We start from the raw sequence: 19,226 nt of genomic DNA, 5'->3' as shown, positions 1-19,226 counted from the left end.
TGATTCAAGGTAAAATGAGGTAAAAACTACAACTGAATACGCTATCTTGAAGCCCTAGGCACGTTTGTCAATTCAAACATGGTTAGTTGAACAATTTTATAGCATACCAGTTGATAATACTGAAAAAGCTGACACTTATTTACCTAGCTCAAATAAGACCATCGCCTCAATATGATGCGTTTGAGGAAACATATCAACTAAACCTACTTTAGCAATTCGATAACCATTGGCTAATAATACACTACTGTCGCGGGCTAAACTTGCCGGATTACACGACACATAAACCACCTTTTTAGGTTGCATTTTTTGCAACCATTGCAGACTTTCGTAAGCGCCAGCTCTAGCAGGATCAAGTAACAATTTATCAATTTTACCCAGCCAGATTTGCTCAGATAAATCGGCACTTAAGTCAGCATGGTAAAAGCTCACATTCGTTAATTGATTATCGAGTGCATTCTGTTTGGCCTGCTCAACCATTTCTGCTACACCTTCAACGGCAATCACTTGCGCCGCTTTTTTCGCTAACGGCAAACTAAAGTTACCGACGCCGCAAAACAAATCAAGGATCCGCTCGCCGGCTTGAGGATCGAGCCAGTCAATCGCTTGTTCAACCATAGCTTGATTTATCACGCCATTCACCTGAACAAAATTACCCGGCGTGAATGAGCAACGAACGCTGTTATCTGCTAAAAGGTAAAACGGTAATGTCACTTTATCTTCATCAGATGACAGAGCTGGATAAACCTGAGTTAGCTGGCCGGCGTCATCTTGCAACAATAAATGAAGTTGATGCTTTTCGGCAAAACCACTTAACCAACGTAAATCAGAATTAGGTAAGGTTTTAGTGACCCTCAACACGGCAAAATGGCCATTGTCAGCTTGGGTTAATTCAACATGCCCTAAACTGGCTTTTGCTTTTAGCTGATTTAAATTAACCGCCAGCGGCGTGATAAGTTCAGACAACGGCGCAGCAAGCACTGGACATTGGTTAATTTCAACAACTTTATTGCTGTTTGCAGACCGAAACCCCAACTGTAAACGTTGGGTGTTTTTGTCAAATACTGTCGCCAACCTAGCTCGGCGCCGATAATGCCAAGCATCATCAACAATAGGCGTGGTAACAAGGTTTTCAGCTACAGCCTCAGCACTGGATAACTTAGCAATAAGGTCAACTAACGCAGTTTGTTTATGTTCGCGTTGTGCCTGTGTGTCCATATGTTGTAAATCGCAGCCCCCGCATTGCACATAATGCGGGCAATGGGCTTTAATACGGCTAGTGGCTGGACTATCAATTTTGATAAGTTTAGCTTTGGCATAACTTTTCTTTTGCTCAACGAGCTGCACCGTGGCACGTTCGCCTGGCAACGCCCCTGCGACAAACACAACTTTACCTTGATGCTGGGCAATTCCGGCACCTAAATGATCTAACTGGGTGATGTCTAATGAAAGCTTGGCAGATAATTGTTTAGATTTGTTCGGTTTTTCTTTGAAAAATTGTGCCATTTCGGCCTCAGATGTCGAATAAAAAACTAGTCAAGAGTGCGCTATTTCTGGCAGTCTAGACGCAATAGTAGCGATTTAGCATCAGGAACACACCTAACTGCCATGAAAAGTGCCAACAATATGACCAAATACAGCCTACGTTCTTGGGTTCTGGTACTTGCGTTAGCGCCCACAATTGTAGTGGGTATTCTACTTGGAAGTTATTTCACGATAAACCGCTTTTATGAATTGGAAGACACCTTAATCGTCAAAGGCAGCAATATTGTTGAGCCTTTAGCCATTGCCAGCGAATTCGGCATCATTAATCAAGACCGTGAATCAACCAAACGCTTACTGGCAGCTTCGCAAATAAACAACGCATCACTCATCCATTCTATTGCCGTATTTGATGCCGAAAACCAACTGTTTGTGACCTCGCATTATCATAAAGATTTTGAAACCATGCGTTATAAGCAGCGTCTAACTCAATTGATTGGCACGGAGCACGAAACCATTGATGACACCATGGTCATTAGAGTGCCTATTATTTCACATACCGGTTATGAAGCATCGTTAGTGAGTAGCTTGAATCGCTCAAAAGATAGTGATACCCAGCCCATCACACAGCACCTCATAGAACCAATTTATAACAGCCAACAAGAACAAATCTTAGGTTATATCTCGGTGTTGTTGAACAAAGAGCATGCTCTTCTTGAACAGCATAGAGCCGCTATTGCCGCCTTTATTATTGTGTTAATTGGTGTACAGTTTAACTTATTTTTCACCTTCCGTTTGGTGAAGCATGTTAACCATCCCATTACTGAAATGGTGCGGGTGGTGGCAAAAATCCGTGAAGGTAAACTCGACACCCGCCTTGAAGGTAACTTAATTGGTGAATTGGATTTATTAAAACGTGGTATTAATGCCATGGCGAGTTCATTGTCTGAATACCACGATGAAATGCAACAAAACATTGACCAGGCCACCTCCGATTTACGCGAAACATTAGAGCAAATCGAAATTCAAAACGTAGAGTTAGATTTAGCCAAAAAGCGCGCTTTAGAAGCCAGCCGCATTAAATCTGAATTCTTGGCCAATATGTCCCATGAGTTACGCACACCGCTTAACGGAGTCATTGGCTTTGCAAGGCAGCTACTTAAAACCCCTCTGCACACAAGCCAACTCGATTACATTAAAACCATTGAGCGAAGCGCGAGTAACTTACTGGGTATTATTAACGACATCCTCGACTTCTCTAAACTCGAAGCCGGTAAAATGGTGCTCGAAAAAATGCCTTTTGCGCTGCGCGAGACACTAACAGAAACCTTAACCATTATTGCCGGTAGTGCCCAGGAGAAAGGTCTAGAGCTGGTTATCGACATTGATGAAAATGTCCCCGAGAGTGTCAGTGGCGATGCCATGCGCGTGAGCCAGATCATTACCAACCTGGTTGGAAACGCTATCAAATTTACCGATATTGGCAGCGTGATCCTTAAAATTCACCTTGTGGGTCAAGATGAAGACAACATCACCCTGCGCTGCGAAGTTATCGATACCGGCATTGGCATCGATGAAAGCCAACAAGAATATTTATTCCAGGCTTTTGGCCAGGCAGACTCATCCATTTCACGCCGCTTTGGCGGTACCGGGTTAGGTTTAGTCATCACCAAGCGCCTCATTAATCAAATGGGTGGGCAAATTGGGTTTACCTCAGCGCCAAATAAAGGTTCAAACTTCTGGTTTATTTTACCTCTTGGGATCAGCCAATTTGAAATTGGTGAAGTGATCCCTGTTGAAATTCTTCAGCATAAATCTGTATTGCTGTATGAGCCACGTGAATTAACTCGCGACATGCTTAACCGCCGTTTGGTGTCGTGGCAGCTTATTTTAACCAATGTGGCTAACTCAGATAACCTGACATCAGTGCTCAAAAGCCAAAACAGCAAATTTGATTACATCATCATGAGTTGTCATGGCTTTGCAGACAACGCCGCCTTTATTGAATTATTACAGCAAGCACGCCAGCATACAGACTGCCTGGTCATCTTGCATGATTGTCTTAACCAAGATGTGATTATCAATGTACTCAAAGCCAATGCTGATGTACTACTTAACACTCCTGTAAGTGATTTTACCCTCGCGCATCACTTAATTTATCCGCCAACACCGACGACATTAGTCAACTTGCCAGAGCCAACTCAAATTGATGCTCCTAAACGACTCAATGCCTCTGTTTTAGCGGTTGATGACAACATCGCTAACTTAAAACTCATCGATACTTTATTAAAAGAATTGGTCGCCAATGTTGTCACGGTTAATAATGGCAAAGAAGCTATAGCACAAGCCAAAGCACACGCATTTGACTTGATCTTTATGGATATCCAAATGCCAGGCACTGACGGGATAACGGCAACCCAGCATATACGTGCACAGTCACTTAATCGCCATACGCCAATTATTGCTGTCACCGCCCATGCAATAGCTGAAGAGCGAGAAAATATTTTAGCCAGTGGAATGGATGGGTTCTTACCAAAACCTATCGATGAAGTGTCATTAAAAGGTGTGATCAGTCGTTGGATTGCTAAACCCCAATTTACTCACTTTGATACCCAAGTACTCAATTGGGATTTATGCCTAACCCAGGCAAACCAAAAACCTGATTTAGCATTAGACATGCTAAAAATGCTTGTCAGCTCATTACCTGAAACCGTCGAGACCATCACCAACGCATTGAACGAACGTGACAGCAGCACATTATTACAAGCAGTGCATAAACTGCATGGTGCAACCTGCTACTGCGGAGTGCCAACAACCCAAAAGCTTTGCCAAGACATTGAGTCGGGATTAAAGCACAAAATTGACATCGATGATTTAGAACCTGAAATACTAGAGTTACTTGATGAGTTAACTAAGGTAGAATCAGCGGCAAATCAAGTGATAAACCAGCTATCAGTGGATATACCTAATGACCAGTAAAACCGGCTTTTTTAAACGCCTTAAAGCACTTTCTTTACCACAAAAGCAACTTTTTGCACTTGCCTTATGTCAACGCATGTTACCTAATTATCAGCTGTTTTCCGAAGTCTGCGAATTCGGTGAGCCACAGGTATTAAGCACCGCATTAGAGTTGCTATGGCAAAGCCAGTACGACAAAAAAATTAAATTCAATATTGAGGTGCACTTACAGCGTCTTGATGACAACACCCCAGACCCAAGTGATTTTGAAGCCTACGGAGCGTATCCAGCAATGGATGCAGCAGTTGCCATTGCAACCCTAATGAGTGCAATTAACAGCAAAATTGAGGAAGACATCACTAACATCAGCAAATTGTCATCAAGTACTGTTGCTAACTATATTGAAGCCATTAGCGATGAGTCGTTAATGGATGAAGAACTCGATGAATTTGTGTTTTCACATCCAGTCATGGAAGAAGAGAAAGAGCTTCAAGGCATGCTACTTGATATTATCGAGGCCAATCCAGATATCAACAGCGAATTAGTCAAAGGCTTACGCAAAGACATTATTGAAGCGGGTGTATCGAATATTGGCATCAGCATACAATGATCCGTTTTAGGCCACTTTAGCCCTAACAACTAAAACCGCAATAATAACCACAGCACTCAATCTGTTGTCATCTAAACAGCCTGAAGCAATTCAGGCTTTATAGAGTAATCGTCAATGAAAAAGATTTTTTACCAAGGTTACACCTTTACCAACCCTGACGGTAAAACAGATAATTGGACCTTAGTGATTGGCAGTCAAGTTCGTGTTGGTTCATTGTTTGAATTAAGAAGGCAAGTGCATTTTTTTACAGAACTTGGCATCTTACCGCCGCCCAAAGTCACTAAATAACCCCGCAAATGATAAACCACAGTATATGGCCAAGGTAAAATACCGATGCCAACAAACGGGTTCTCAGCCCTAATTAAATGCTGATCTCATTAAAAAATATCATCTTTATCATTAGTCTAATTGCATCACGACAGGCAAAAGCAGTAAAGTGATACCTCTATCATTTTGCGAAGGAAACGCGAGGGATGTCTAGTATTCTTACCCCGCTTATTGCTGTTTTTGCCATCATGGTGCTAGGCGGCTTATTTCAAAAAATCAGAATCTTGCCTGCAGATACTGATGTCATTCTCAATCAATTTGTTTACTACGTCGCATTCCCGGCGATTTTATTGATTGTTTTAGCAGAAACACCGATTGAAGATATTGCCCAATGGGGCTTTATTGCAGGGTTTAGTCTAGCCATGGTCATCACCTACTCAGTAGTGGTATTACTGTCATTGTGGCAAGCCCCTAAACAACAAGCTGTCGCAGCAATGCGCGCGTTAAATTCTACATTTGGAAATACCGCTTTTATCGGTATCCCGCTGATGAGTTTAATGTTTCCAGGAAATAAAATGGCCTTAGTAGCCGCAGCCATAGCGAGCTTATTATCGGTGATTATGTTTGCCTTCGCGCTGGTGTCAATTGAGCTTGCGAGCCGCAGTAAACAATCAACCGAACCTGCCATATTAATTATGGCAAGTGCACTGGGTAAAAACCCCATTGTTGTAGGAAGCGCAATAGGTATCACGTTGTCGGCTTGTCATATTACCCTGCCCTCTAGTATCTCTTTGATGCTGCACCAAATAGGCAATACCTCAAGCCCTTGCGCCCTGTTTGCTATCGGCATGGTACTCGTTAAAGCCTTGCGTCTACAAAGTGGCAGAAAATTGTTTAGCGCGGGATTAATTGTCGAATTAAACGGCATTAATTTGTTAAAACTTGTGGTTCAGCCTCTTATTGCATACGCCCTACTAAAGGTATTTGGTGTCACGCCACAATGGTTAATCATGGGAGTGTTATTAGCATCTTTACCCACGGCAGCAAGTGTTTACTTACTTGCTGAGCGTTACCAGGTACATGCTAATGTCAGTGCACAAGGGATCCTCTACGGCACCTTAATGACCTTTTTAAGTTTACCGATAATAGAAACCCTATTAAAAACGTATGGTTAATCATCAGTCAATTACAGCTCAACAATTAAGCAGAGATAATTTTTAGTCAACCACTTTACTGTATAAAAAATCAGTATATACTGTTTATCAATACAGTGGTTTGGTGGTTTCATTGACAGGAATTCATTATGCTTTGCCAACTCAGCATTAACAATTTTGCTATCGTACGTTTTTTAGAACTCGACTTTAAAGCCGGTATGACAAGCATCACCGGTGAAACCGGTGCTGGTAAATCGATTGCCATCGATGCTCTGGGGTTATGTTTAGGTAATCGCAGCGATGCTAATACCGTCAGGCCTGGTGCCAGTAAAACAGAAGTCAGCGCTCGTTTTACCCTGCACGATGTACCTTTAGCTAAACGCTGGCTTGAAGATAATGATCTTGACGCTGAAGATGAATGCATACTGCGCCGTACCATCAATAGTGATGGCCGGTCTCGTGCCTATATCAATGGCAATCCCGTACCCGTGACACAATTAAAAGCCATTGGCCAGTTGCTCATTGGCATTCACGGGCAGCATGCCCATCATGCAATGCTCAAAAGCGAGCACCAATTGAATTTGCTCGACAGTTACGCCAACCACAAATTACTCCTTGATAGTGTTAGTGCCAGTTACCAGCGTTGCAAACAGGTAGAAAACCAACTAAAACAACTTGAACAAGCACAGCATGAGCGTATCTCTCGCCAACAGTTGCTGCAATATCAGGTCGAAGAGTTAAACGAGTTTAACCTAGGCTTAGAAGAGTTTGATGAAATAGAACAAGAGCACAAGCGTTTAGCTAATGGCACCGATTTAATTGAACGTTGCCAGGCGGGTTTGCACTTACTGACCGAAAGCGATGAGGGCAACATTGAATCACTGCTCAATAAAGTGACCAGCATTGCAGACACGTTACAAGGATATGATGACTCGCTTGCGCCCATTAGCACCATGTTAAATGAAGCACTTATCCAGGTTCAAGAAAGTGCCAGTGAAATCGAAAGCTATTTAAGTCGCCTAGAACTCGATCCGGAACATTTTGCCTTTCTTGAAAAACGCTTATCAACCGCAATGCAACTCGCTCGCAAGCATCATGTTAGCCCAGACAAGCTCGCATTACATCATCAAGAGTTGGTGGCAGAGTTGGCCGAGCTTGCTGGTGATGAAAGCAAACTGGATGAAATAAGAATGCAGCTTGAGGCCAGCCAAAAGGCCTATTTAACCAATGCACAAAAGCTCAGTCAAAGTCGCAGTCGTTATGCCAAAGAGCTAGATAAATTAGTGACACACTCGATTCATGAACTCAACATGCCTAAGGGTAAATTTAGTATCCAAGTCAATCATGACCCTGCCAATATTGCAGTTAATGGCTGCGACAATATTGAGTTTATGGTAACAACCAACCCTGGCCAACCATTACAAGCCATCTCGAAAGTCGCTTCAGGCGGTGAATTATCACGCATAGGTTTAGGTATTCAGGTAATCACCGCTAAAAAAGTTGCCACTCCAACACTAATATTTGATGAAGTTGATGTGGGTATTTCAGGCCCGACCGCATCGGTTGTCGGCAGAATGCTCCGTAGCCTTGGCGAATCGACTCAAGTATTGTGTGTGACCCACTTACCGCAAGTAGCTGGTAATGGCCATCAACACATGTTTGTAAATAAGTTTAATAAAGCTGGCAGTACCGAAACAAGCATGCAGGCATTAGATAAAGATCAGCGCGTAAATGAACTGGCGCGTTTATTAGGTGGTGACGTGATTACTGAAAACACCTTAGCTAATGCTCGCGAGTTATTGCAGTAAAGGTCATCACTTATCAAAAGTTAAGCGGCATGTTATCATTGTGTTAAATGGACTTTGCGGATAAAAAATGATGATGACAGTGTTAAAAACGATTGGTGTGCTGGTTGGGATAATAAGCAGCTTATTGGTATTTGGTGTTGTTTGCTTAGTGGCAATAAACGCGTCTGACAGAACCAAGTCTCCAAATACACTATTAGTTGAAAGCTGGTTACAGCAACAACCCGTTGTATCGGACGCAAACGGGTTTGAATATGCCAAAACTATCGTTGGCACAACTGAAGATAATACATCGCTTGAACAAAAGTCATTGTTAACCCTGAGCACTGAAGAGGTTGAGTTAACACGTGGGTTTAAAACCGCTTGTTATCAAACTGACATCACCACATGTAATCAATTTATTAATGATAACGATAATGATATTAAGGATGTTATCAGCGCATACAATGCACAGATAGGGCAATACAATACTTTATTAAGCATGCCTTTTTGGCAAGAAAGTGATCAATCTCTGACACTTCAGAAGCAAATCCACTGGAGTAAGCTTTTTCAACTTAGAGATTTAAGCATACTGGCAGCGGTAAAAGGCGTTAACGCAACAGTAAGTAACATAGATATTGATAGCGTTACAACATTCTTAGATAGAGATGCTCATTTTTGGAATAATGTGTATCACTCTTCTCGCTCGTTAATGAGCCATACCATTGCTCATAACATGCTCAAGCTACAATTAAACTTGGCTAGCTCTATTACCCCTGAAAGCAAAGAGTTTTCGAAAAAAATTAGCACGTGGCAATCGCCCTTTGTATTAACACAAAGTGACTTTGAGCGACTATTTTCAGGTGAATGGCTTTTTGGTCGAAACATCATGCAGCAAATGGAAATAGAGGCTCAACAAGAGAGCGCACCTTTTTACGAGCAATGGTTAGCTAAAATGTTTATTAAAACCATTGATGATGATAACTTGCGGGCTGAATATTTCGTTAACATGGTTAAAAAGCCCGTATCAACAGATGCATCGGTTACACTTATACAACCAGAATATTGTGATAACGACAATAGTTTGCTGCAGTTATGGCAATTACGTTACAACCCGATTGGTAAAGTATTAAGCTGCACTTTTTATGAAACCGATCTTAAGTTGCGCATCGTCAATATGAATAATGAAATAGAACAGCTACGCAGCAAGTTAATCATGACTCAATAGCAAAAAATCAATAATAAAAAACTTAATAAAAAAGAGCACTTGGTGCTCTTTTTTATTGTGTAATTATCAATAACCATAAGTCAGAGTTAGGTTAAGTAACCTCAACTCGAAATAATAAACGCTTTTCAAGCGTAACAAATGACAAACTTGAAAGCGAGGTGGGTTAACATGCTGATTTTAAATAGTATAATCTCATCCTTCACCCCGAGCTCAGGTTAAATAATAAACCGCTAGTTGCACACCCATTAATGCAAATATACCTGCTAAGACATCGTCTATCATAATCCCAAAACCACCGTGAACTTTGGCATCAAGCCAGCGGATAGGCCAAGGCTTAATGATGTCAAAAAAGCGAAACAATACAAAACCAAGCACTAACCAGACAAAACCTGCAGGCGCGGCGATCATGGTGATCATTAAGCCAACCACTTCATCCCACACTATGGCACCGTGATCATGAACGCCCATGTCTTTTGCAGCTTTGTCACAAATGTAAAAACCAGCCAGCATACAAAGCACACTGATCAGCAAGTAAGGCGTTAAACTTAACTGTTGCATTAGTAGCACTAAAGGCACCGCAGCTAAAGTGCCAAAGGTGCCGGGTGCTTTGGCGGCTTTACCACTGCCAAAACCTAATGCTAAAAAATGGATTGGGTTAGTAAGCGACAGTTTGAGCACGAATTTATCTTGAGTCAGTAGTTTCATAAGCCGTCATTTAAAAGTGTTCAAAACCACGCGATACCGGAACAAACGGTTCACCATCGTCAACTAACTTGAGTTTATCACCGGCACAAATTTGACCAATTTTGACAAATTTAACCCCAGCATGGATCAATGCTGTATCAATCGCCCCGCGCTGAGACTCAGGCACAGTAAATAATAACTCATAGTCTTCACCGCCCGTTAATGCATAACTCAGCGCCTCTTCACGGCTTAAGTTTACTTTAATGGATGATGATAAAGGGATTTGACTAACATCGATAATCGCGCCCACTTTTGAAGCCTTAAGCACATGCTGAATATCAGACACCAACCCATCTGATAAATCGATAGCACTGGTGGCTAAATTACGCAAAGCTTGTCCGGCTAACACACGTGGCGTGGGATAGTAATGACGGTTAATCAGGTATTCTTTATCTTCGGTGTTGACGATTTTAGCGCCGCGCAAAATATCTAAACCCAAAGCGGAATCCCCCAGCGTGCCGGTGACATAAATCCAATCACCATTGTTAGCCCCGCCGCGAGTTAGCGCACTGCCTTTTATCACCTGGCCATTAATGGTGATAGTGATACTGCGAGGCCCACGCGTAGTGTCGCCACCAATTAACGCAATACCGTAATATTCGGCAATTTCAAATAAACCGTCACTAAAGCGTTCTAGCCATTGCGCCTCAACACTCGGTAAAGTAATTGCTAAGGTAAACCACGCAGGCTCTGCGCCCATTGCAGCTAAATCGGATAGATTTACCGCCAGTGCTTTATAACCTAAAGCATGGGCTGGAATGTCAGCTAAAAAGTGAACGTTTTCGACTAACGTGTCACAAGATATTGCAATCGATTTATTTTCTGCCGGATTCACTAAAGCACAATCGTCGCCAATGCTAAGTTCAACATCGCGTCTTTTTTGGCCTTTATTGCGGAAGTAATGTTCAATGAGTTGAAATTCTTTCACATTCAGTTTGGTACGGTAAACCGACCACCTTAATTTAGAAACAATTAATAGATATGAAAAACGGCATCCGAAGATACCGTTCTGGTGTTACTTGTGTTTCACTAATTTATCAAGCAAGCCGTTTACAAACTTGTGACTGTCATCTGCACCGAATGCTTTTGCTAATTCGATACCTTCGTTAATGGCCACTTTAAACGGCACATCTTTACGGAAGGTCAACTCGTAAGTTGCCAAACGTACAATGGCTTTCTCTACTGGTGAAACATCTTCAAAATCACGATCTAAATGTGGCTTTAGTAAATCATCAATCTGTGAGGTTTTAGACGCCACACCTGATAATAATTCACGAAAATAAGCAACATCTACACCGTCAGTGTTCTGTTCAGTTAAAAACTCATGTTCTACGTCAGCAACATTGTTTTTGCTCAACTGCCATGAGTAAATGGCTTGAACGGCTAAACGGCGGGCCTTACGGCGCTCTGAAGGTTTCATACTTTTCCTACTATTACAGCTGTTGTTCTAGTTGTTGCAGTACATTAACCATTTCAAGTAAACCAAGGGCAGCTTCGCCACCTTTGTTACCTGCTTTAGTACCTGAACGCTCAATAGCTTGTTCAATGGTATCGGTTGTTAATACACCAAATGAAACAGGTAGGTCATAGTCTAAAGCAACTTGAGCTAGACCTTTGTTACATTCACCGGCAACAAAATCAAAATGAGGAGTTCCGCCACGGATCACAGCACCAAGTGCAATGATTCCGTCGAATTTTCCGCTTGCTGCAACACGCTTTGCTGCAAGTGGCAATTCAACTGCGCCAGGAACACGCACAACAGTAATGTTGTCGTCGCTTACCTGACCGAAACGCTTTAATGTGTCTATTGCACCGTCAAGCAGACTTTCAACTAAAAAACTATTGAATCGCGATATTACGATCGCCACTTTGGCATTTTTCGCTTCGATATTACCTTGAACTACGTTCATTCTATCTTACCTAAATTAGCTAAAGCACCCGGCTCGGGGCAAAAAGAGGCGCTATGATATCACAGCCATTAGCCCTGAGCGCTATGCAATTAGTGAAATTGTTAAATTTACCGATTACTCGATTTATTCACCTATATAATCAGTGACTTCTAAACCAAAGCCCGACAACGAATGATAACGTTTTGGCGAACTTAATAGGCGCATGGTTGTGACACCTAAACTGGCTAGGATTTGTGAGCCGACACCGACTTGGCGTGACGTACCTTGCCACATTGCTGAAGCTGGTGACTCACCATTATCTTCAGCTTCAAACGCTTTTACTTTTGCAAGTAACTCGCTTGGGTGTTCATTATTACCTAATAACACCAATACACCGCCATCGGCAGCTATTCGCTCCATGGCTTGTTCTAACGGCCAGCTGCGTTTTTGATCGCGCTCAGAATGCAATAAATCGTTAAAGGTGTTTTGTAAATGAACACGTACCAAACAGTTTGGCTTTACTTCATCTTTAACCATTGCATAGTGTAGTTGATTATCGATAGTGTCTCTAAAGGTAACCATGGTAAATTCACCAAAACGAGTCGGTAATTTGCAGGTCGCTTCACGTACTACCGTGGTTTCATTGGTATTGCGGTATTCAATAAGATCAGCAATGGTGCCCATCTTAATCCCGTGTTTTTCGCTGAAAATCTCTAAATCTGGACGACGGGCCATGGTGCCGTCTTCATTTAAAATTTCAACAATCACGCCCGATGGCTCACAGCCTGCTAAACGTGCTAAATCGCAGCCGGCTTCAGTGTGACCCGCGCGCGTTAATACCCCACCTTCTTGCGCCATTAACGGAAATATGTGACCAGGTTGCACTAAATCAGACGCTTTAGCATCTTTCGCGACAGCCGCTTGTACGGTTACCGCGCGATCGTGAGCAGAAATACCGGTTGTTACTCCTGTAGCCGCTTCAATCGACACAGTAAAGTTAGTTGAAAACTGAGCGTTATTATTGGTGACCATTAACGGTAAATTTAATTGAATACAACGTTCTTTGGTCATCGTTTGGCAAATAAGTCCGCGCCCATAGGTTGCCATAAAATTAATTGCTGCTGGGGTGACCTTGTCAGCCGCTATGATCAAGTCGCCTTCATTCTCTCTGTCTTCATCATCCATCAAAATAACCATTTTACCTTGACGAATATCTTCAATGATTTCTTCTATGCTGTGTAGCGCCATTGTCAGACCTTTATTTATCGATTTATATTATTTGAATATGTTGGGTACAATTTTTATATGTCATTAGCGTAAAAAACCCGATTTAGCGAGCAGCTCCATTGTCACTCCTGAAGTCGGTTCAGGGTTTGCTTCTGGTTGCATTAACCGCTCTAAATAACGGGCGATTAAATCCACTTCAATATTAACGTTATCGCCAACCTTTAACTCTACTAAGGTGGTTTCGCCAGCAGTATGAGGCACAATCGTTAACCGAAATCGCGTTCCATCGACTTCGTTGACCGTTAAGCTCACACCATCGATGGTGATAGAGCCTTTATGGGCGATATAACGGCTCAGAGACGCTGGAGCCGACAACCAAAACTCTAACGCCTTGCCTCGATAAGCACATTGCTCAACTTTAGCGATACCATCAACATGACCGCTAACCATATGGCCACCTAATCTTGTCGTCGCTGTGACAGCTTTTTCAAGGTTTACTTTTTGGCCAACTTGATAACGACTGAAACCGGTTAGCGCGACAGTTTCAGCTGAAATATCGGCAACATAACCATCTGCCAGGCATTCAACTACTGTTAAGCAAACGCCATTGGTTGCAATACTGTCGCCCAATTTAACGTCGGCTAAATCTAACTTTCCACTCGCAACCGTTAGGCGTATATCGTTACCTTTACGATCAATTTTACGTAATGTGCCAAGGGCTTCGATTATCCCAGTAAACATAATGACTCACTTTTGATTTTTATTCTTTGCTGTCGCTCAGATTTTACAGTTTGCAACAGCATATTAATTGGTTTGATATCTAAGGATATAACGCTTATCTTGCCCTACGTTTCGCTCGTCGATTAACTGCAAGGCAGGTGTTTGCTCCATCGCACTGTAATTAGGAAGCTGCAGCATACTACGACCATGACTACCAAGGATTTTAGGCGCTTGGTAAAGCACAATATCATCCACCAGTCCTTGAGCCACAAATGCCCCTGCCAACGTAGCCCCGGCCTCGACTAATACTGAGTTGGCCGTGTTGCCCAAATACGTTAACAAGGCCAGCAACGGGATTCTACCCGACGAATCACACTCTAGAATTAAAAATGACACATGAGCAGGAAAAGCCGCTTTAACCTCTGGCGGATAATCACAGCCTGATACCAATAAAATCGGGCTTTCAATGGTAAAAAGTTGCTGAATTGCGGTTAATCTTGCACGGCTATCTAATACCACTCTGAGTGGCTGAAAAATCTCATCAGGAGTATGGCGAGTGGTTAACTCGCCCAATGATTCAAAACGCACATTTAAACTTGGGTCATCGACCAAAACCGTTTCAACACCGGTGATTAATGCACAGTGGCTTGCGCGGTATTTTTGCACATCTGCGCGTGCAGCAGTACCGGTAATCCATTTAGACACGCCATTAGACAAGGCTGTTTTGCCGTCAAGGCTAGATGCCACTTTTACCGTCACCCAGGGTAAACCGGTTTTCATCCGCTTCATAAACCCAAGGTTTAATCCATAAGCTTGTTCTGTTAATAAGCCGACATCAACCTCAATACCCGCCTCTTCAAGCATGGCAATACCACGCCCAGACACTTCCGGGTTGGCATCGGTCACAGCCACAACCACTCTCGCGACGTTGGCATTAATAAGCCCCAATGCACACGGCGGGGTTCGGCCATAATGACTACACGGTTCTAAAGTCACATATGCTGTAGCGCCTTGAGCTGATAATCCTTGATCTTGGATCATCTTAAGTGCGTTAACCTCAGCATGCCCTTGCCCAGCACGTTGATGATACCCTTCACCGATAATCTGTCCCTGCTTGACAATAACGCAACCCACACAAGGATTAGGCCTTGTGGTATAGCGGCCTCGTTCTGCCAGCATAATGGCTCGGCTCATCATTTCAATATCGACGCTAGACCAGTTAGACATGGTTGAACTCTCTTTGAATGCCATAAAGCATTTGTCATTTATAACAATGGGTAATCATGGCCTGAGGTAGTGATTATTTTTGTAATTTAGCGATTGCTTCGCCAAATTGAGACACATCTTCAAATGCACGATAAACTGAAGCAAAGCGAATATAAGCCACTTTATCTAAGCTCATTAATTGCTCCATCATCAAATTACCAATCATTTCAGAGTCGACTTCACGCTCGCCAGTGGCGCGTAAAGTGGATTTAATTTTACTCAGCGCCTGTTCGATTTCATCAATTGATACCGGACGTTTTTCAACTGCACGCAGCATGCCGCCGCGCAGTTTTTCTTCATCAAAGGGTTGTCTGGTGCCATCGCGTTTTATCACCCGAGGCATCACTAACTCAGCGCCTTCAAAGGTCGTAAAACGTTCATGACATTCGGTACATTCCCGGCGACGACGTACTTGGTGACCGTCGGCCACTAAACGAGAATCGATGACTTTGGTATCGGTCGCGCTACAAAAAGGGCAATGCATTGAACCTCCTGCAGAAAACAAAATGGCCGCTAAAATTAGCGGCCATTAAAGTTTATCCTATTTGTGGCGCAAGGTTAACCTAAACCTCAACGCCAAAACAAACATGATTAACCGTATACAGGGAACTTAGCACACAATGCCAATACTTGGCCTTTAACGCGCTCAATGACATCAGTGTTAGATGCATCATCTAAAATGTCACAAATCCAAGTTGTCAGCTCTTTCGCTTCAGCTTCTTTAAAACCACGGCGAGTAATGGCTGGTGAACCGATACGGATACCCGATGTCACAAATGGTGAACGTGGATCGTTAGGCACAGAGTTTTTGTTAACCGTAATGTTGGCACTGCCTAAAGCCGCGTCGGCTTCTTTACCGGTTAAGTCGCGACCGATTAAGTCAACCAACATTAAGTGGTTTTCAGTACCGCCAGAAACGATTTTATAACCACGGGCTAAAAACACTTCAACCATGGCTTTAGCGTTTTTAACGACTTGCTGCTGGTATACTTTAAATTCTGGCTCTAATGCTTCTTTAAATGCGACCGCTTTACCGGCGATAACATGCATTAATGGACCACCCTGGCCGCCAGGGAATACCGCAGAGTTTAACTTTTTGTATAAGTCTTCATCGTCAGCTGCAGAAATAATAATGCCGCCACGAGGGCCAGCTAATGTTTTATGCGTAGTAGAGGTAACAACATGAGCATGTGGTACTGGCGTAGGATACACACCAGCAGCAATTAAACCTGCAACGTGTGCCATGTCAACAAATAGGTAAGCACCAATTTTGTCTGCAATTTCACGCATTTTAGCCCAGTCAACAATACCTGAGTAAGCAGAGAAACCGCCAATCATCATCTTAGGCTTATGTTCAACCGCTAAGCGTTCCATTTCGTCATAGTCAATTTTACCAGACTCGTCGATACCGTAAGGAATGATGTTGTAAAGTTTGCCAGAAAAGTTAACTGGAGAACCGTGTGTTAAATGGCCACCGTGCGCTAGGTTCATGCCTAACACTGTGTCACCTGGCTGTAATAACGCCATGAATACTGCACTGTTTGCTTGTGAACCAGAATGTGGTTGCACGTTAGCGTAAGTGGCACCAAATAATTCTTTTGCACGTTCGATGGCTAATGTTTCAACAACATCAACATACTCACACCCACCATAGTAACGCTTACCTGGATAACCTTCAGCATACTTGTTTGTTAACTGAGAACCTTGCGCTTCCATCACACGTGGACTGGTATAGTTTTCAGACGCAATCAATTCGATGTGCTCTTCTTGACGACAAGTTTCATCTTCAATGGCTTTAAATAATTCTGGATCGTAATCCGCAATATTCATCGCTTTTTTCAACATGGTAGCTCCAACATCATTATCTATATAGTAAGGTTGCGCGGTATTCTACTCTGCAACGATAATTATTCACAGTATAAACAACATGAAATTCACTGTGTTCTCAATACAAAACGATTCATGTTGAAGAGCTAATACACTACCAACCTCCTTGGCCCTGTACGCATAAATAAAGCCACAACAGAAAACCTGCAAACGACAGTTGAGTTACGCAAAGAATACAGTAGAATTATCTGCATCATTGTTGACAATTAGACTGAATAAACATGGCTCAATTTGTATATAGCATGCTTCGTGTGGGCAAGATTGTTCCACCTAAAAAGCAAATTTTAAAAGACATTTCGTTAAGCTTTTTCCCTGGCGCAAAAATTGGTGTACTTGGCTTAAATGGCTCAGGTAAATCAACCTTATTGCGTATTATGGCTGGTCTTGACACCGAAATTGAAGGTGAAGCTCGCCCAATGCCGGGGCTTAAAATTGGTTATTTACCGCAAGAGCCGCGCTTAAATGAACAACAAACTGTGCGCGAAGCCATCGAAGAAGCGGTAAGCGAAGCCAAAAATGCCTTAACCCGTTTAGATGAAGTATATGCCGCCTATGCAGAACCAGACGCTGACTTTGATGCGCTGGCAAAAGAACAAGGTGAATTAGAAGCGATTATTCAATCGCAAGATGCGCATAACCTTGAACATATTCTAGAACGTGCCGCCAATGCGCTGCGTTTACCTGAGTGGGATGCCAAAATTGAAGTGCTATCGGGTGGTGAACGTCGCCGTGTCGCAATTTGTCGTCTGCTTCTTGAAAAACCAGAAATGCTGTTACTTGATGAACCAACCAACCACTTAGACGCTGAGTCAGTGGCGTGGTTAGAGCATTTTTTACAAGAGTATAACGGTACCGTCGTGGCCATTACCCATGACCGTTACTTCTTAGATAACGCAGCCGGTTGGATTTTAGAGCTTGACCGCGGTGAAGGTATTCCGTGGGAAGGTAACTACTCGTCTTGGCTCGAGCAAAAAGATGCACGTTTACAGCAAGAATCATCTACAGAAAGCGCGCGCCAGAAAACCATTGCTAAAGAATTAGAATGGGTTCGCCAGGGTGCTAAAGGCCGTCAATCAAAAGGCAAAGCCCGTATGGCGCGTTTTGAAGAGTTGAACACCAATGACTATCAAAAGCGGAACGAAACTAACGAGTTGTTTATTCCACCAGGACCTCGTTTAGGTGACAAGGTTATCGAAGTTAATAATCTCACTAAGTCTTACGGTGACCGAGTATTAATCGATAACCTTAGTTTTACCGTACCTAAAGGTGCGATTGTCGGCATTATCGGTGCTAACGGCGCAGGTAAATCAACATTATTTAAAATGATTTCAGGTGCAGAGCAGCCAGACAGCGGCAGTATTTCTGTTGGCGACTCAGTGCAAATTGCATCGGTTGAGCAGTTCCGTGACTCTATGAATGATAAAAATACCGTCTGGCAAGAAATCTCAGGTGGCCTTGATATCATGCGCATCAACAATACCGAAGTCCCAAGTCGCGCTTATGTAGGCCGCTTTAACTTCCGTGGTGGCGATCAGCAAAAAATCATTGGTACATTATCCGGTGGTGAGCGAAACCGTGTTCACTTAGCTAAACTCTTACAAGCTGGCGGTAACGTATTATTACTCGATGAGCCAACCAACGACTTAGATGTTGAAACGTTACGAGCATTAGAAGAAGCGTTACTTGAATTTCCTGGATGCGCCATGGTTATTTCCCATGACCGTTGGTTCCTCGACCGTATCGCGACTCATATTTTAGACTACCGTGATGAAGGCCAAGTGAACTTCTATGAAGGCAACTACACTGAATATTCAAGCTGGCTTAAAAATACAATGGGCACCGATGTCGTTGAACCGCATCGGTTAAAATATAAACGTATTAACAAGTAACGTTTGTTTCTTTATAAACAACGCTTGATTCTTTATAAGTAACAATTGTGTGTAAAACAGAGACTTCGGTCTCTGTTTTGTTTTATACCGGTTTATTTCCGTTTATATTTGTAAATTTTCAATA

The 19,226-nt window shown here is 42.8% G+C and carries 17 protein-coding genes; 7 read left to right on the top strand and 10 right to left on the bottom strand.

Going from position 1 to position 19,226, the window contains the following annotated elements:
- Positions 1–135: 135 nt before the first annotated feature.
- Positions 136–1,503 (bottom strand): 23S rRNA (uracil(1939)-C(5))-methyltransferase RlmD, encoded by a 1,368-nt coding sequence (gene rlmD, locus IEY48_RS03645; protein WP_188917369.1) that lies wholly within the window; start codon positions 1,501–1,503, stop codon positions 136–138.
- A 120-nt stretch (positions 1,504–1,623) separates the two neighbouring features.
- Between rlmD and barA the strand changes: the two genes are divergently transcribed.
- The 6 genes from barA (at position 1,624) to IEY48_RS03615 (ending at position 9,480) form a co-directional block, all read left to right on the top strand.
- Positions 1,624–4,458 carry a two-component sensor histidine kinase BarA gene (gene barA / locus IEY48_RS03640; protein ID WP_428847951.1) on the top strand — a complete coding sequence of 945 codons (2,835 nt, stop codon included), beginning with the start codon at positions 1,624–1,626 and terminating at the stop codon, positions 4,456–4,458.
- The gene (locus IEY48_RS03635; RefSeq protein ID WP_188917365.1) at positions 4,448–5,047 is read left to right on the top strand and encodes a YjaG family protein; all 600 of its coding nucleotides are present in this window, start codon (positions 4,448–4,450) and stop codon (positions 5,045–5,047) included. The genes barA and IEY48_RS03635 overlap by 11 nt, the downstream gene beginning before the upstream one ends.
- A 114-nt stretch (positions 5,048–5,161) precedes the next feature.
- Positions 5,162–5,335, top strand: a complete 174-nt coding sequence (locus IEY48_RS03630) for a DUF3319 domain-containing protein (protein WP_188917363.1) — start codon at positions 5,162–5,164, stop codon at positions 5,333–5,335.
- 185 nt (positions 5,336–5,520) lie between these two features.
- Positions 5,521–6,489 carry an AEC family transporter gene (locus IEY48_RS03625; RefSeq protein ID WP_188917361.1) on the top strand — a complete coding sequence of 323 codons (969 nt, stop codon included), beginning with the start codon at positions 5,521–5,523 and terminating at the stop codon, positions 6,487–6,489.
- A gap of 128 nt (positions 6,490–6,617) precedes the next feature.
- Complete coding sequence (gene recN, locus IEY48_RS03620; RefSeq protein WP_188917359.1) at positions 6,618–8,276, top strand: DNA repair protein RecN; 1,659 nt, start codon at positions 6,618–6,620, stop codon at positions 8,274–8,276.
- A 67-nt stretch (positions 8,277–8,343) separates the two neighbouring features.
- A complete protein-coding gene (locus tag IEY48_RS03615; RefSeq protein WP_188917357.1) occupies positions 8,344–9,480 on the top strand; it encodes a hypothetical protein in 1,137 nt (378 codons plus the stop codon).
- A 210-nt stretch (positions 9,481–9,690) separates the two neighbouring features.
- Here IEY48_RS03615 and IEY48_RS03610 read toward each other — a convergent pair whose 3' ends face one another.
- The 9 genes from IEY48_RS03610 to glyA form a co-directional block, all read right to left on the bottom strand.
- Positions 9,691–10,185 carry a phosphatidylglycerophosphatase A family protein gene (locus IEY48_RS03610; protein WP_188917355.1) on the bottom strand — a complete coding sequence of 165 codons (495 nt, stop codon included), beginning with the start codon at positions 10,183–10,185 and terminating at the stop codon, positions 9,691–9,693.
- Between the two features lie 10 nt (positions 10,186–10,195).
- Positions 10,196–11,152, bottom strand: coding sequence for a thiamine-phosphate kinase (thiL, locus tag IEY48_RS03605; RefSeq protein ID WP_188917354.1), 957 nt, complete (start codon positions 11,150–11,152; stop codon positions 10,196–10,198).
- An 87-nt stretch (positions 11,153–11,239) separates the two neighbouring features.
- Positions 11,240–11,644, bottom strand: coding sequence for a transcription antitermination factor NusB (nusB, locus tag IEY48_RS03600; RefSeq protein ID WP_188917351.1), 405 nt, complete (start codon positions 11,642–11,644; stop codon positions 11,240–11,242).
- Positions 11,645–11,657: 13 nt separating this feature from the next.
- Positions 11,658–12,134 (bottom strand): 6,7-dimethyl-8-ribityllumazine synthase, encoded by a 477-nt coding sequence (gene ribH / locus IEY48_RS03595; RefSeq protein WP_188917349.1) that lies wholly within the window; start codon positions 12,132–12,134, stop codon positions 11,658–11,660.
- A gap of 123 nt (positions 12,135–12,257) precedes the next feature.
- Positions 12,258–13,361, bottom strand: coding sequence for a bifunctional 3,4-dihydroxy-2-butanone-4-phosphate synthase/GTP cyclohydrolase II (ribBA, locus tag IEY48_RS03590; protein WP_188917347.1), 1,104 nt, complete (start codon positions 13,359–13,361; stop codon positions 12,258–12,260).
- 63 nt (positions 13,362–13,424) lie between these two features.
- Positions 13,425–14,081, bottom strand: a complete 657-nt coding sequence (locus IEY48_RS03585) for a riboflavin synthase (RefSeq protein ID WP_188917345.1) — start codon at positions 14,079–14,081, stop codon at positions 13,425–13,427.
- Positions 14,082–14,144: 63 nt separating this feature from the next.
- A complete protein-coding gene (gene ribD / locus IEY48_RS03580; RefSeq protein ID WP_188917343.1) occupies positions 14,145–15,287 on the bottom strand; it encodes a bifunctional diaminohydroxyphosphoribosylaminopyrimidine deaminase/5-amino-6-(5-phosphoribosylamino)uracil reductase RibD in 1,143 nt (380 codons plus the stop codon).
- A gap of 73 nt (positions 15,288–15,360) precedes the next feature.
- Positions 15,361–15,810: a transcriptional regulator NrdR gene (nrdR, locus tag IEY48_RS03575; RefSeq protein WP_188917341.1), complete on the bottom strand. Its 450-nt coding sequence runs from the start codon at positions 15,808–15,810 to the stop codon at positions 15,361–15,363.
- 107 nt (positions 15,811–15,917) lie between these two features.
- Positions 15,918–17,171 (bottom strand): serine hydroxymethyltransferase, encoded by a 1,254-nt coding sequence (glyA, locus tag IEY48_RS03570; RefSeq protein ID WP_188917339.1) that lies wholly within the window; start codon positions 17,169–17,171, stop codon positions 15,918–15,920.
- A 263-nt stretch (positions 17,172–17,434) separates the two neighbouring features.
- Between glyA and ettA the strand changes: the two genes are divergently transcribed.
- The gene (ettA, locus tag IEY48_RS03565) at positions 17,435–19,102 is read left to right on the top strand and encodes an energy-dependent translational throttle protein EttA (protein WP_188917337.1); all 1,668 of its coding nucleotides are present in this window, start codon (positions 17,435–17,437) and stop codon (positions 19,100–19,102) included.
- Positions 19,103–19,226 lie beyond the last annotated feature (124 nt).

The sequence above is a fragment of the Shewanella saliphila genome (genome assembly GCF_014648295.1).
GTDB classification, from domain to species: domain Bacteria; phylum Pseudomonadota; class Gammaproteobacteria; order Enterobacterales; family Shewanellaceae; genus Shewanella; species Shewanella saliphila.
The sequence above is the reverse complement of the archived record's forward strand: the minus strand, read 5'-3'. Positions and strand labels throughout refer to the sequence as shown.